The sequence below is a fragment of the Aliiroseovarius sp. CAU 1755 genome, from assembly GCF_054482655.1.
In genome coordinates, this window is record NZ_JBTLRH010000001.1 from 13,576 (window position 1) to 26,883 (window position 13,308).

Annotated in this window: 14 protein-coding genes; 4 read left to right on the top strand and 10 right to left on the bottom strand. The window is 57.8% G+C overall.

Annotation, left to right across the window (positions count from 1 at the left end; genetic code table 11):
• The 4 genes from rapZ to ACXYMP_RS00100 form a co-directional block, all read right to left on the bottom strand.
• Positions 1 to 909 (bottom strand): RNase adapter RapZ, encoded by a 909-nt coding sequence (gene rapZ / locus ACXYMP_RS00085; RefSeq protein ID WP_298570820.1) that lies wholly within the window; start codon positions 907 to 909, stop codon positions 1 to 3.
• Positions 910 to 918: 9 nt separating this feature from the next.
• Positions 919 to 1,368: an HPr kinase/phosphorylase gene (locus ACXYMP_RS00090; protein WP_458903557.1), complete on the bottom strand. Its 450-nt coding sequence runs from the start codon at positions 1,366 to 1,368 to the stop codon at positions 919 to 921.
• Positions 1,365 to 3,065 (bottom strand): sensor histidine kinase, encoded by a 1,701-nt coding sequence (locus ACXYMP_RS00095; RefSeq protein WP_458905263.1) that lies wholly within the window; start codon positions 3,063 to 3,065, stop codon positions 1,365 to 1,367. The genes ACXYMP_RS00090 and ACXYMP_RS00095 overlap by 4 nt, the downstream gene beginning before the upstream one ends.
• Positions 3,066 to 3,169: 104 nt before the next feature.
• Complete coding sequence (locus tag ACXYMP_RS00100) at positions 3,170 to 3,874, bottom strand: response regulator transcription factor (RefSeq protein WP_298570814.1); 705 nt, start codon at positions 3,872 to 3,874, stop codon at positions 3,170 to 3,172.
• Positions 3,875 to 4,239: 365 nt separating this feature from the next.
• Between ACXYMP_RS00100 and ACXYMP_RS00105 the strand changes: the two genes are divergently transcribed.
• On the top strand, positions 4,240 to 5,838 hold the full coding sequence (locus ACXYMP_RS00105) for a phosphoenolpyruvate carboxykinase (RefSeq protein WP_298570812.1): 1,599 nt from the start codon (positions 4,240 to 4,242) through the stop codon (positions 5,836 to 5,838).
• 180 nt (positions 5,839 to 6,018) lie between these two features.
• Here ACXYMP_RS00105 and ACXYMP_RS00110 read toward each other — a convergent pair whose 3' ends face one another.
• The gene (locus tag ACXYMP_RS00110; RefSeq protein ID WP_298570810.1) at positions 6,019 to 6,786 is read right to left on the bottom strand and encodes a sulfite exporter TauE/SafE family protein; all 768 of its coding nucleotides are present in this window, start codon (positions 6,784 to 6,786) and stop codon (positions 6,019 to 6,021) included.
• 200 nt (positions 6,787 to 6,986) lie between these two features.
• Here ACXYMP_RS00110 and ACXYMP_RS00115 point away from each other — a divergent pair, with 200 nt between their 5' ends.
• The 3 genes from ACXYMP_RS00115 to ACXYMP_RS00125 all read left to right on the top strand — a co-directional run bounded on the left by ACXYMP_RS00115 (position 6,987) and on the right by ACXYMP_RS00125 (position 9,781).
• Positions 6,987 to 8,636, top strand: a complete 1,650-nt coding sequence (locus ACXYMP_RS00115) for an acyl-CoA dehydrogenase family protein (protein WP_298570808.1) — start codon at positions 6,987 to 6,989, stop codon at positions 8,634 to 8,636.
• A 148-nt stretch (positions 8,637 to 8,784) separates the two neighbouring features.
• The gene (locus ACXYMP_RS00120; RefSeq protein ID WP_458903560.1) at positions 8,785 to 9,345 is read left to right on the top strand and encodes a TetR/AcrR family transcriptional regulator; all 561 of its coding nucleotides are present in this window, start codon (positions 8,785 to 8,787) and stop codon (positions 9,343 to 9,345) included.
• 37 nt (positions 9,346 to 9,382) lie between these two features.
• Positions 9,383 to 9,781 carry an META domain-containing protein gene (locus ACXYMP_RS00125; RefSeq protein WP_298570804.1) on the top strand — a complete coding sequence of 133 codons (399 nt, stop codon included), beginning with the start codon at positions 9,383 to 9,385 and terminating at the stop codon, positions 9,779 to 9,781.
• Between the two features lie 3 nt (positions 9,782 to 9,784).
• Here ACXYMP_RS00125 and recO read toward each other — a convergent pair whose 3' ends face one another.
• From recO to lepB, 5 genes are read right to left on the bottom strand one after another with little or no spacing between them, the layout of a single operon-like run.
• Complete coding sequence (gene recO / locus ACXYMP_RS00130) at positions 9,785 to 10,528, bottom strand: DNA repair protein RecO (RefSeq protein ID WP_298570802.1); 744 nt, start codon at positions 10,526 to 10,528, stop codon at positions 9,785 to 9,787.
• Positions 10,529 to 10,582: 54 nt separating this feature from the next.
• Positions 10,583 to 10,915 (bottom strand): DUF1491 family protein, encoded by a 333-nt coding sequence (locus ACXYMP_RS00135; protein WP_298570800.1) that lies wholly within the window; start codon positions 10,913 to 10,915, stop codon positions 10,583 to 10,585.
• Positions 10,912 to 11,829: a GTPase Era gene (era, locus tag ACXYMP_RS00140; protein WP_298570798.1), complete on the bottom strand. Its 918-nt coding sequence runs from the start codon at positions 11,827 to 11,829 to the stop codon at positions 10,912 to 10,914. The genes ACXYMP_RS00135 and era overlap by 4 nt, the downstream gene beginning before the upstream one ends.
• Entirely contained in the window at positions 11,826 to 12,512 is a 687-nt protein-coding gene (gene rnc / locus ACXYMP_RS00145) for a ribonuclease III (RefSeq protein WP_298570796.1), read from the bottom strand. Before rnc ends, era begins: the two co-directional genes overlap by 4 nt.
• Positions 12,509 to 13,288: a signal peptidase I gene (gene lepB, locus ACXYMP_RS00150; RefSeq protein WP_298570794.1), complete on the bottom strand. Its 780-nt coding sequence runs from the start codon at positions 13,286 to 13,288 to the stop codon at positions 12,509 to 12,511. The genes rnc and lepB overlap by 4 nt, the downstream gene beginning before the upstream one ends.
• Positions 13,289 to 13,308: the final 20 nt, after the last annotated feature.

Below are 13,308 nucleotides of genomic sequence, written 5' to 3' on the forward strand. Positions count from 1 at the left end.
TTACCCCAACTTGTTTGACGCCAGTCCCGCTTCGGCCCGGCGTTCCAATTCCCGGTGTCTAATTGACACCTGCCAGCCCTTCTGCGCAAGCGTCTTTGCCAACCTTTCCGTCAGGGCAACCGAACGGTGTTGCCCACCTGTGCAGCCAAAGCCGATGGCCAGATGCGATTTCCCCTCTTCCCCGTAGGCGGGGATGAGGAATTCGACCAGCTCGGACACTCGCGTAAAGAATTCGTCGAATCGTTCGTCTGCCGCCACATAGTCCGCGACCGCCGCCGATCGCCCGTCCAATACGCGCAAGTCGGCTTCCCAATGCGGGTTTCGCAGGAAACGAGCATCCAGCACCATATCAAGACCGCGCGGAACGCCGCGTTTATACGAAAACGAGTGGACCGATACGGCCAGATTCTCGGCGCCCGATTCCGACAGCCATCGCATGATTTCATCTTTGAGGTCATGCGGTGACAGCTCGGAGGTGTCGATCAGCACATCTGCGCGCCCGCGCACCGGGATCAACAACTCTATCTCGCGCGTGATCCCATGGTCAGGCGTTTCGGCTGGGGCCAGAGGGTGGCGCCGCCGGGTCTCGGAATATCGGCGGATCAACACATCGCGTGAGCAGTCCAGATACAGAACCTCAACCTCATGGGTGTGGTCCTCGCGCAGGTCCTCGATCACCTGCAGCATCATCTCGGTCGAAAAATCGCGGTTGCGCACATCAACGCCCAGCGCCAGAGGACGCCCCAGCGCAGGCCCCGACAGAACCCGGCTGATCAACGACAGCGGAAGGTTGTCGATCACCTCATAGCCGATGTCTTCCAGCACGCGAATGGCGGTCGTTCGTCCAGCCCCGGAAGGTCCGGTTACCAGAACAACCTTTTGTTCGATCTTGTCGCTGTCATCCGCCATTCTGATCGCCTAGTTAGTGTCGGAAAACCTGCCATTGTTCAGCAGGTGGTATAAGGCACTCGCGAAATAGGGGGCGTCAACCCGCAAGACCCGCTCGACTGCACATCCTACAACGGTTGTGACAAGTTGTGATCTGGGGAACCGCTCAAGCTGATTTTCCGACATATCGACGACCAGATGCAACCGGGCTTCAGCCCCCCAGGGAACGTGGATCAACCCGACACCGCGCGCTTCGATGACACCGTGAAGGTGATCGGGGGCAAGCACGACAGGCGCGCCGTCGATCAGCGCGACACGGCTGATATCATCCGAAATCAGCTTGGCCCCCATCCCGATCAGCTCAAGCGCCAGCGCAGACTTGCCCGACCCGGACGGGCCAACGATCATGGCTGCGGCAGTCCCGACCGCGACGGTGGTCGCGTGGTGGTTTTCAATCAGCGTTCCGTCGGTGTCGATCACACCGGCAAACCCACGACAAAGCGCGCACCCAATGGGTCCGAGGTCACATCCGCATCCGTCGGACGAATGTTTTCGGCCCAGATCACCCCACCATGGGCTTCGACGATCTGCTTCGAGATCGCCAGCCCCAAACCAGAGTTGTTGCCAAACTGGTTTTCTGGCCGTTCGGAATAGAACCGCTTGAAAATCTTGCTGAGCGCCTGTTCGGGAATGCCAGGGCCGGTGTCTTCGATCACGACCAGAACGCGGTTTTCACGCCGCCGCGCCCAGACGCGAATTGCATCGCCTTCTTCACAGAAGCTTAGCGCGTTGGTGATGAGATTGACGAAAACCTGCGCGAGCCGCGCCTCCAGCCCGTTGATGGTGATCGGGTCGGGCGGCAAATCTGTGATAAACTCGACGCCTTTGTCGCTGCCTTCGTTGCCAAGATACTCGGCCAAGTTTCGCAGCATCTTGAGCAGGTCGAAAGATTCCTCCTCCTCCTTCACAAGTTCGCTGTCCAGCCGCGAGGCGTTGGAAATGTCGCTGACCAATCGATCAAGCCGGCGCACGTCATGATCAATGACATCAAGCAGTTTGGTGCGATGTTCGTCTTTCTTGGCAAGACGCAACGTGCCGATTGCCGACCGAAGACTGGCCAGCGGGTTCTTGATTTCATGTGCCACGTCGGCTGCGAATTGTTCGTTCGCGTCGATCCGATCATAAAGCGCGGCCACCATCCCGCGCAACGCACCCGAAAGGCGCCCGATTTCATCAGGGCGCGCCGTCAGGTCAGGGATGCGGACGCGTCCGGGTTTGACGTTCTTGCCATGTCCGTCGCCCCCCAGCTCGGCTGCGGTCGCAAGGTCGGACAAAGGGTTCGCAATGGTCGAGGCAAGCACGAGGCTTAGCCCGATAGACACGAGAATTGCGATCACGAACATCTGCAAAAGCTGTTCACGCTCGGCCCGCACAAGTTCATCCAGTTCACCTGCGGCACTGGTGATTGCCACCACACCTGCCGGCACACCGCCCTGAAGGATCGGCGTCGCCACGGTGAAAACTGTGCCACCATTCTGGTCAACACCGTTAGACACTTGGGTCGTGCCGCTCATCGCGACAGGGTATAGCGTGCGTGCCATCACTTCGGCGTCAAGCGGGACCGAGAACTCGTCGCCCTTTGCAATAAGGCCCGAGACCCCTTCCCACAGAGAGTTCAGCATGTCGGTGATGATCGTCGATCCCACCTCGCGCTGCAGCACGTCTTTGGGCGAAACTTCGTCGCGTGGCTGTCCCACAGATGAAGCGATCAGCAATTCGTCGGCATCAAAGATGAAAACCTCGAGCCCAACGGGCAAGTGAAGATCTGCTAGGGTTTCCACGAAATTCGGTTCGGCAGGTGCTACGGCCACCAGTTCGGTCTCTGCCTCGCTTTCGGACAAGAAGACATCGGGGACGTCCTCTGGATCGACGATCTGCAATTCGCCGACCTGCTCCAATTGCGCCTCGAAAACATCCGCGATCAGTTCGGCTTCGACAACAAGTCCACGCTCACGCTGGAAAAGAAGGCTGTCACGGAACGGGTTCAGATACAGAACACCCGCGACCAGCACGACAAGACCCAACAGGTTGAAGGTAATGATCTTGCGCGCCAAAGGAGACCGATTGATGGAGATCAACCCGCGTTTGGCGCGTTTGTCGCGCAGTTCATAGTCCATCTCGCCAGTCGGCGAGACCCAATCTTCACCCAGAATAAGATCCGAGCCAGATGTGGCTTTGGTGTCTCTCACCTTCGTCACCGTCATTTCCAACGCGTTGGGCGTTATTCTTCGTTGTATCTATACCCGATACCATAAAGTGTTTCGATGGCCGAAAAGTCATCGTCAGCCGTGCGCATTTTCTTCCGAAGCCGCTTGATGTGACTGTCGATCGTGCGGTCATCTACATAAACCTGATCGTCATAGGCAACATCCATCAGCTGGTCGCGGCTTTTCACAAAGCCCGGACGTTGCGCCAAAGCCTGAAGCAACAGGAACTCAGTTACCGTCAGGGACACATCGTTGCCCTTCCAGGTCACCGCGTGCCGCAGCGGGTCCATTGTCAGTTCGCCACGCACCAGCGACTTGCTTTCCTCGACATCGCCAGCATCGTCCTTGGCGATCACCTCCTGCCGCCGCAAAAGCGCACGAATGCGCTCGACCAACAACCGCTGGCTGAAGGGCTTGGTGACATAGTCGTCTGCGCCCATGCGAAGCCCTAAAACCTCGTCAATCTCGTCGTCTTTTGAGGTCAGGAAAATCACCGGCATGGTCTTGGTTTTCTGCCGCAGGCGTTGCAGCAAATCCATCCCGTCCATGCGCGGCATCTTGATATCCAGCACCGCCAGATCAGGCAAACGCTGATTGAACGCGTCCAGCGCGCTTTGTCCGTCATTGAAAGTTTCAACTTCGAAGCCTTCGGCTTCAAGCGTTATCGCGACGGATGTCAGAATGTTCCTGTCATCGTCAACCAAAGCGATCCTCGACATGAGAGGTCTCCTCGCACTGCTCAATTTCTTTTATCGTTTTGAGCCATTGTTCAGTTTTCAGTCTTTCGAATCAACAGGGATCTGCGAATCGAAGGAGCGAAGAGTATCAATCTTTCACGGTTTGTGCGAAATGTTGGCGAATATGCCTCACAATCCTGCATTCGGTTGCGAAACATGGTTGCGCAAACACGCTCTTGGTTGCGCTAACTGCGCGCTTGCGACCTGTTCCATTTGAAACTCACCATGCTATAGCGCGATTATTGGCCCTCGTTCACATGAGGGTCAGCGCGCGGGGTTCGTGCCTTGCGCTTTTATGTGAAACCAGAACACGCCGGCCGCAGACATGCCGGCGACAGGAGCACAACATGACCACTGGACGGGTAAACCCAGAACGCCGCTTGGAAGATCAAGGCATCACGGGGCTTGGCAATGTCTACTACAACCTGATGGAGCCTGCGCTGATCGAAGCTGCCCTCGACCGCGGTGAAGGGAGCCTTGGCAATGGCGGTGCATTCCTGGTCACGACCGGAAAGCACACAGGCCGTTCACCGTTGGACAAGTTCGTCGTCAAAACACCGGGCGTCGAGCCGCATATCTGGTGGGAAAACAACCCGCCGATGGACCCGGCCAAGTTCGATGTTCTTTATGACGACATGCTGAAGCACATGAAGGGCAAGGATTACTACGTGCAGGACCTGTTTGGCGGCGCTGACCCAGCTTATCGGCTGGACGTTCGCCTGGTGACTGAGCTTGCCTGGCATGGCCTGTTCATTCGTCACATGCTACGCCGCCCAGACCGTGACGAGCTGGACGAGTTCGACCCCGAATTCACCGTCATCAACTGCCCGACCTTCAAGGCAGATGCAAAACGGCATGGTTGCCGGTCTGAAACCGTCATTGCGCTGAATTTCGAACGTAAAATCATCCTGATCGGTGGCACGGAATATGCCGGCGAGAACAAGAAGTCGGTCTTTACCCTTCTGAACTACATTCTGCCGGAAAAAGGCGTGATGCCGATGCACTGCTCAGCCAACCACGCCAAAAGCAACCCGGTCGATACCGCAATTTTCTTCGGCCTGTCCGGCACCGGCAAGACGACACTTTCGGCGGATCCAGAGCGCACGCTGATTGGTGATGACGAACACGGCTGGTCGGATACCGGCACCTTCAACTTCGAAGGTGGCTGCTATGCCAAGACAATCAACCTGTCCCCCGAAGCCGAGCCCGAGATCTATGCCACGACGCAAAAGTTCGCGACCGTGATCGAAAACATGGTCTACGACGAAGAGACCAAAGAACTTGATTTCGAAGATGACAGCCTGACGGCGAATATGCGCTGCGCCTATCCGCTGCATTATATCGCCAACGCGTCGAAGTCAGCCATCGGTGGCCACCCGAAGAACATCATCATGCTAACCTGCGATGCATTTGGTGTGCTGCCTCCGATCGCGCGGCTCAGTCCCGCACAAGCGATGTATCACTTCCTTTCTGGCTTCACTTCAAAGGTCGCCGGCACTGAAAAAGGTGTGACCGAGCCCGAGCCCACATTCTCGACCTGCTTCGGTGCGCCTTTCATGCCGCGCCGCCCGGCTGAATATGGTGCGCTGCTGCGCGACAAGATCGCCAAACACGGTGCGACATGCTGGCTGGTCAACACCGGCTGGACTGGTGGTGCATACGGCACCGGGTCACGGATGCCCATCCGCGCCACCCGCGCCCTTCTGACTGCAGCCCTTGATGGATCGTTGGCCGATGTCAAATTCCGCAAGGATGAGAATTTCGGCTTCGAAGTGCCCGTCACCGTTGAGGGCGTTCCTGACCTTCTGCTGAACCCGCGCCGCACATGGCAGGATGCAGCGGCCTATGACGCGCAGGCTCAAAAGCTGGTTAAGATGTTCTCGGAGAACTTCACCCAATACGAAACCGATATCGACGACGACGTTAAATCCGTCGCAATTGGCTAAGACCTCTTGCCCAGATCGACAGAACAAACGCCCCGGTCCTGCGCCGGGGCGTTTTTTTTGCAAGCTAACGCTTCGTCACGGCGAACCTTCACATTAACGACCGGTTGACGGCGCGTTGGGGCAAGTCGGCCGAACGAGTTTTTGCTATCACACTGCCGCGCTTCGGAAACGGATCGCAGGCTAACCCATCAACCCCTTGCGGATCAGATTCAGCCCAGCCACCGTCAGAACCATCAAGGTTGCCCGTTTGAATGTTTTCTGCGGCATTCGGTCATGAAACCAGTTTCCAACCACCATACCGGCCAGTGCCGGCACCAGCATCAACGCAGAAAGCGGCGCGGTCTGCGCATTGAACACACCGGATTTCATATGCGCCATGACCAGCGCGATGGCACCCGCCCCATAGATCACGCCCTGCACGCGCATTTGTTCGGTTTTCGGCGTTTCGATTGCTGTCAGATAGGCGACCGTTGGCGGCCCCCAAACACCGGACAAACCGCCCACGAACCCCGCAAAGGCCCCGATCAGCCCCTCATCACGCAGTCTATGCTCGGGCTTCAGCACGGGCTTCCAGCCGCTCAACTGCATCAGGCAAAACGCCACGATCGGACCGCCGATCACGATGAACAGCGTGCTTTGCGGCAATTGGGTGACAAGCTGAGCGCTGAGGGCAAGGAAGATGATCATCGCGACCAGGAACACCCGAAACTTTGACACCGCAGCCAAGGCCGCCGCTGGCCCCTGACGAAGCGCTTGTTGAACATTCGTCAACACGGTTGGCAAGATCAAAGCCGCCAACGCCATTTCTGCAGGCATAACCGTCGCCAGACCGGAGATCATGATCAACGGCATGGCAAATCCGACAGCGCCTTTGACGAATCCCGCGAACAAAGTGATCGCGAAAGCCAGAAGCAACGTAACCATCGAAAGCTCGGCCAAAATACCCATCGTTTCTTCCCGTGAAGACTACCTTTTCAGCTTCTATCCGAGGCATCAAAGAAATGCAGTATGCAATTTGTCGCGTCATAAATTTACGTTTTCGGGTCGATTGTTGTATTTTAATTGCGCTGCACCTGCAAAAGGATTATTTCTCTGCAGACGCGAGATATCCAGCCGAATCCCGGCTCAGACTGTGACAGGAGACAGTGATGACAAGCCCCCTGATCGACAACCTTTTGAACCTGACGGGCGCGGCCCTGGCCCCGGTTGAAACCGTTTTCAAGGCCGCCAAATCATCCGTCCACACAATGGTTGTCGATGGCGACCGCATTTCAGGGGCCAAGCTGGAAGAACACCAAGCCGCTGCGCACGCCTTGTCGTGGCTCGCAACCTATGTCGAAAGCCTGCGTCAGATGCACGCTTGGGCGACACGGCTAAGCGAAAACGCCCGCTTGGGCGAAATGGAAAAGCTGATCCTGCAAATCGCCTTCGGGGAATATCTGTCCCAGATGAAGGGCGGTATCATGATGAGCCAGAACGAGTTCGCCCGCCTTTCGGATATGGGGATCGATGGCACCGCGCTGGACACCGATGCGATTGAGACGCTGATCGCTGCGGGCAACAGCCAAGCCGCTCGTTCGCGCCTTGTTGAATTGATGCGCGACAACGCGGGACACGCCACATTCGGCGCCTCTGGCCTGGATGAAGAGCTTGAGATGATCCGCGAAACCTTCCGCCGCTATGCCGATGACCGGGTCGTTCCCAACGCGCATGAATGGCACCTGAAGGATGACTACATCCCGATGGAAATCCTCGAGGAACTGGCCGAGATGGGTGTCTTCGGCCTGACCATTCCCGAAGAATACGGCGGCATGGGGCTGTCGAAAGCGTCGATGGTCGTCGTGTCCGAAGAACTGAGCCGCGGCTATATCGGTGTCGGCTCGCTGGGCACCCGGTCCGAGATCGCTGCCGAGTTGATCTTGGCTGGCGGCACAGACGCGCAGAAGGAACACTGGCTGCCGAAAATCTCGTCGGCCGAGATCCTGCCCACCGCCGTTTTCACCGAGCCCAACACCGGTTCCGACCTGGGGTCGCTGCGCACTCGCGCGGTCAAGACCGCAGACGGTGATTACGAAGTGACGGGCAACAAGACCTGGATCACCCACGCCGCTCGCACACACATCATGACGCTTTTGGCGCGCACCGATCCGAATTCGACCGATCATCGTGGTCTGTCGATGTTTCTGGCCGAAAAGCAACCCGGCGATGACGAAAACCCCTTCCCCACCGAGGGCATGACCGGCGGCGAGATCGAGGTGCTGGGCTATCGCGGCATGAAGGAGTTTGAGCTGGCCTTTGATGGCTTCAAGGTGAAGGGTGAAAACCTTCTGGGTGGCGAAGAAGGTCAGGGCTTCAAGCAGCTGATGAAAACCTTCGAGGCCGCCCGCATCCAAACCGCAGCCCGCGCGATCGGTGTCGCCCAGAACGCCCTGGAAATTGGCATGCAGTATGCCGAGGACCGCAAGCAGTTCGGCAAATCCCTGATCAATTTCCCACGTGTTGCCAACAAGCTGGCAATGATGGCGGTCGAGATCATGGTGGCGCGCCAGCTGACCTATTATTCCGCTTGGGAAAAAGACCATGACCAACGCTGCGACCTTGAAGCCGGTATGGCGAAGCTTCTGGGCGCGCGCGTCGCATGGGCCTGCGCTGACAACGCGCTTCAAATTCACGGCGGCAATGGTTTCGCGCTGGAATATCAGATCAGCCGTGTGCTGTGCGACGCGCGCATTTTGAATATCTTCGAAGGCGCTGCCGAGATCCAAGCCCAAGTGATCGCCCGGCGGTTGCTGGGATAGGTAACAGTCGATGCCGCCCTGCGGCATCGGCGGAACTTGGCCTCAAATGGGGGCATGCAGGCAGCTTTCAATATACACGCTTGCGCATGATTTTGGTCGCTGATAGGCCGCGCATACGTCTGCGTATGCAATGCATTGGAAAATCGTAATGACTGCGACCAAACCCCGCCTCAAATCAGAAGACTGGATAGTTGCGGGGTTTAAAGCCCTGTCAGAACATGGCCCAGAGGCGCTCAAGGCAGAACCGCTTGCACGCGTCCTAGGCACGACAAAGGGTTCTTTTTATTGGCATTTCAAGGATGTCCCTGAATATCACCTGCGGCTTCTTGCGCTGTGGGAACAGCAATTGTCGGATGCGATAGATCTTGCGCGATCCGAAGAGCAAGACCCTGTAAAACGACTGCATCGGCTTGGCGACACATTGCACCCACACAACGCGCTGCACGGACCCGCGACTGCCGAACCTGCTATTCGTGCGTGGGCTTACGGATTTTCGGACGCTGCGACCGCTGTGCAGCGTGTTGACCAAAAACGCCTGTCTTATTTGGACGAAACTTTGAAAGAACTGGGGCTCTCCAACCCAGACTTCAAACGCATCGTCTATGGAGCGTATATCGGGCTTGGGTCGCTTTCAGCCACCGACACCAGTGACGACAGAAACACCCTATCGACGCTTCTGGCCGCGATACTGGCCCTTCGTGACGCGTGAGCCTATATTGAAAGCCTGAAACCAGAGGATGAATCCCATGCAAAGAACCGCACTGACAGCCGTCGCAATTGCCGCTCTGACCGTGACGGCATGCAAAGACGAGACGATTTCAGGGTTTGCGGATCGCAAGGACAATTGGGTGCTGCAGGAACTGGATCGCGAGCCATTTGATGCAGTGGCGACGATATCCTTCCCTGAACCCGGGCGCATTTTTGGCCAAGCGCCGTGTAATCGGTATTCAAGCGAACAAAAAGCGCCCTATCCTTGGTTCGAAATCGGGCCCGTTGCCGCAACAAGAATGGCGTGCGACGCGCTGCCGCTTGAACAGGCTTTCTTTGATGCACTGGGTCAGATGCGGCAAATCGAAGTGCTGGATGACACATTGATCATGTCAAACGATGCAGGTCGGCAAATGGTGTTCCGCGTCCAGAACTAAGCACTAGCGGTTAAGCCCTTTCGCACCCAAATCACGCTTTAGTCGATCGACAAGCCGCGCGCGCGCTTCAGGAATTGGCTTGTCACCCAGCGAATGTGCAAGCCAACGGGTTAGAAAATACCCAGTGGTAACAAGCCCGTCGACCACGTTCTGCGCCGAACCATCGCCTGACCCCAAAAGCTCGGGCGGCAAGGGGAGCAGCCGTTCAGCCCAATCACCCGCAGCTTCGGCGGACACCGCGCGGCCCGTTCTGGGCGAGACATAGGCAAGGTCGTCGCACGCGCCGGACACGGCGCATGCGCTCAGGTCCAGCCCGAACCCCATATCCTCCAACAACGCGAGTTCCCATTTCAAGTAAGCCGTCGGCCACGCTTCGTTTGTGCCAAGCAGATCCAGCATGGCTTGCGTGCGGTGGTAAAGATCAGGGTGCGGTTCACGCTCTGCCAGCGCGAACCCCAAAAGCGACGTGATCGCGTTCAATCCTGCCAGGGCGGTTCGGTCAGACAAAACCATCGCCCGACTTTTCACAGGTTCGACATTGAAGCTGCCAATATGCTCTTCGAGCCGCGCGCGCCATGCAACATCAAGCTGCGCACCAGGTTGCAGGATTGGGGCTAACTTCCGGCTGATCCCACCGCGGACCACACCGGAATGACGCCCGTGCTTTTCCGTAAACACGTCGATAATGACTGAGGTTTCGCCATGCTTGCGCACAGACAAAAGCGCGCCCTGATCCCGCCAATCCATGCCTGTCACCCTCCTGCGATCAGCCTAGCCTTCGACGCGCTGTTGGCAATGGCGTTAGTCCGACAACCCAGGCTCATCCAGCAGATGGCGCCCATTGCGGTCTTCGACTTCGATCACCCAAAGGTCCGGGTCAAAGCTTTTCTGCCGGGACAGCGCCGCGTCAACATCGGCCTCGTCACCTTCTGACAGCACCACCCAGCAGCGGTCCCCGGTCATCAGATCAAAGCTGCGTTGATAGACAACGGCCTGCCCGTCCAGCGTGTTCATTTTCACCAAGACGGCCCCGGCGGTCGCGTCACCCTTTTGGGTAATAAATGCCGGGATGTCAGACAGGCGCAGCCGTGTCAGATAGGCGGCGACCCACAGATCAGCGGTCAGCCGCGTCAAGCGTTACCGTCCTTGAAATCAAGGCCCATTTCCGAATAACGCTCTTTTTCATCCAACCAGTTCGGGCGCACCTTCACCTGCAGGAACAGGTGGATTTTGCGACCCATGAACTCCTCCAACTCGGCGCGGGCGGATTGGCTGACGGCTTTGATCGTCTCGCCCTTCTTGCCCAGGATAATGCCCTTATGACCGTCGCGGGCGACATAGATGATCTGATCCACACGGGCAGAGCCGTCTTTGCGTTCTTCCCAGTTCTCGGTCTCAACGGTCAGTTGATAGGGCAATTCCTGATGCAGACGCAGGGTCAACTTTTCGCGGGTCATCTCAGCGGCGATCATGCGCATGGGCAGGTCGGCGATCTGGTCTTCCGGATACAGCCAAGGCCCTTCGGGCAAGCGTTCTGCCAACCACGTCCGCAGCGCGGCCACGCCATGGCCCTTTTCGGCTGAGATCATGAATGTCTCGGCAAAGTCATAACGCTCGTTCAAATCCTTCGCCAAGGCCAGCAACACCTCGGCCTTCACCTTGTCGATCTTGTTGATCGCCAGCGCGACGGTGCGGCCTTTGCCGATATCTTCCAGCCCCTCAAGGATGCGCTTCACGCCTTCGGTCACGCCGCGATGCGCTTCGACCAGCAAGACGGTAATGTCCGCATCCGCAGCCCCGCCCCACGCGGCGGCAACCATCGCGCGGTCCAGACGGCGACGCGGCTGGAACAGGCCTGGCGTGTCGACGAAAACAATTTGCGAACTGCCTTCGATGGCAACACCACGAATGCGCGCCCGCGTGGTTTGCACCTTATGCGTCACGATCGAGACCTTGGCCCCCACCATATAGTTCGTCAGCGTCGATTTCCCGGCATTGGGTTCACCGATCAGGGCGACGAAACCGGCGCGTTGCGGTTGATCTGTCATTTCTTGCTCTCCAGCTGCTTCAGCAGCGCGCGGGCGGCCGCTTGTTCGGCGGCGCGTTTTGAATTGGCCTTGGTTTCGGCCGACCGTCCATTGGACAGCTTGGCAGTGATTGTAAACATCGGCGCGTGGTCAGGGCCTTCGCGGCCGGTTTCGACATATTCCGGTGGCGGCATTTTGCGCGCCTGCGCCCATTCCTGCAACGCGGTCTTGGGGTCGCGCGCATCATCTTCAACCTTGTCGATGCGGTCACCCCAGAGCGACAGTATCATTCTTCGCGCCGCTTGCAGCCCGCCATCCAGATAGACCGCCGCAATGACGGCCTCCATCGCGTCGCCCAACAAGGCCAGCTTGCGCCGCCCGCCGGTCTTCATCTCGGATCGGCCCAGCTTTAGCACGTCGCCAAGATCGATCTGACGCGCGACATCGGCGCAGGCTTCTTTGCGCACCAGCGCGTTATAGCGCGGTGCAAGCGTGCCTTCGGGCGCCTCCCGATCATCGCGCAAAAGCTTTTCGGACATCACCAGCCCCAGCACCCGGTCGCCCAAAAACTCCAGCCGTTGGTTGTCAGGTCGGGTTGCAGACGAGAACGAGCCGTGGGTCAGCGCGCGGATCAGCAACTCGGGGTCTTTGAACTCATACCCGATACGGCCTTGAAAGGCTTGAAGATCGCTGGACAGCTTCACTCGATCGCCTTGAAGAACCGGTCCGAGCGCCACGTCCAGAAGAAGAACAGACGTTTGCCCGCCGCCGAAAACATGATGCGATCCGCGCGGCCCAAAAGGTATTCGGCAGGCACGAAGCCCACGCCGCCTGCATTGGGGCTGACCCGGCTGTCGGTCGAGTTATCGCGGTTGTCGCCCATGAAGAAGTATTCGCCAGCCGGAACGGTGAACACGTTGGTGTTGTCCAGTCGCGTGCTGCGCACGTTCAGCACCGAGTGGGTGACGCCGTTGGGCAGTGTTTCGATGGACTTCTCCTTCACGCAGGTTCCACCCTGTCCAACCGGACTGTTGGCACATTGGGGGAAGGTCGCGAACCGGCCCTGCGCCTGCTTGATCTCTTCAAACGTGCCGTTGGGAACCTGTGTAGCTTCGTCACCATTGATAAACAGGACGCCATTCTTGATCTGAATTTTGTCGCCGGGCAGACCAATCAGGCGCTTCACATAGTCAGTGCCAAGGCTTGGGTGGCGAAACACCACCACGTCGCCGCGTTCGGGTTCTGACCCAAACAGGCGCCCGGAAATCGGGCAGGACGAAAACGGGCAGGAATGGCGCGAATAGCCATAGGCCATTTTGTTCACGAACAGGAAGTCGCCAATCAAAAGCGTGTCTTTCATCGACCCGGTCGGGATCCAGAAGGGCTGGAAGAACAGCGTGCGGAACACACCTGCAATGATAAGCGCCCAAAAGATCGTCTTGACGGTCTCTAGAATGCCTTCTTGTTTCTTTTCAGCCATTGTTGGTTCTGCCTCTTTGG

What these genes read in the sequence shown, in the direction of transcription:
- rapZ (WP_298570820.1), bottom strand. Translation starts at nt 909, where the DNA reads ATGGCGGATGACAGCGACAAGATCGAACAAAAGGTTGTTCTGGTAACC.
- ACXYMP_RS00095 (WP_458905263.1), bottom strand. Translation starts at nt 3,065, where the DNA reads ATGGACTATGAACTGCGCGACAAACGCGCCAAACGCGGGTTGATCTCC.
- ACXYMP_RS00100 (WP_298570814.1), bottom strand. Translation starts at nt 3,874, where the DNA reads ATGTCGAGGATCGCTTTGGTTGACGATGACAGGAACATTCTGACATCC.
- ACXYMP_RS00105 (WP_298570812.1), top strand. Translation starts at nt 4,240, where the DNA reads ATGACCACTGGACGGGTAAACCCAGAACGCCGCTTGGAAGATCAAGGC.
- ACXYMP_RS00110 (WP_298570810.1), bottom strand. Translation starts at nt 6,786, where the DNA reads ATGGGTATTTTGGCCGAGCTTTCGATGGTTACGTTGCTTCTGGCTTTC.
- ACXYMP_RS00115 (WP_298570808.1), top strand. Translation starts at nt 6,987, where the DNA reads ATGACAAGCCCCCTGATCGACAACCTTTTGAACCTGACGGGCGCGGCC.
- ACXYMP_RS00120 (WP_458903560.1), top strand. Translation starts at nt 8,785, where the DNA reads ATGACTGCGACCAAACCCCGCCTCAAATCAGAAGACTGGATAGTTGCG.
- ACXYMP_RS00125 (WP_298570804.1), top strand. Translation starts at nt 9,383, where the DNA reads ATGCAAAGAACCGCACTGACAGCCGTCGCAATTGCCGCTCTGACCGTG.
- recO (WP_298570802.1), bottom strand. Translation starts at nt 10,528, where the DNA reads ATGGATTGGCGGGATCAGGGCGCGCTTTTGTCTGTGCGCAAGCATGGC.
- era (WP_298570798.1), bottom strand. Translation starts at nt 11,829, where the DNA reads ATGACAGATCAACCGCAACGCGCCGGTTTCGTCGCCCTGATCGGTGAA.
- lepB (WP_298570794.1), bottom strand. Translation starts at nt 13,288, where the DNA reads ATGGCTGAAAAGAAACAAGAAGGCATTCTAGAGACCGTCAAGACGATC.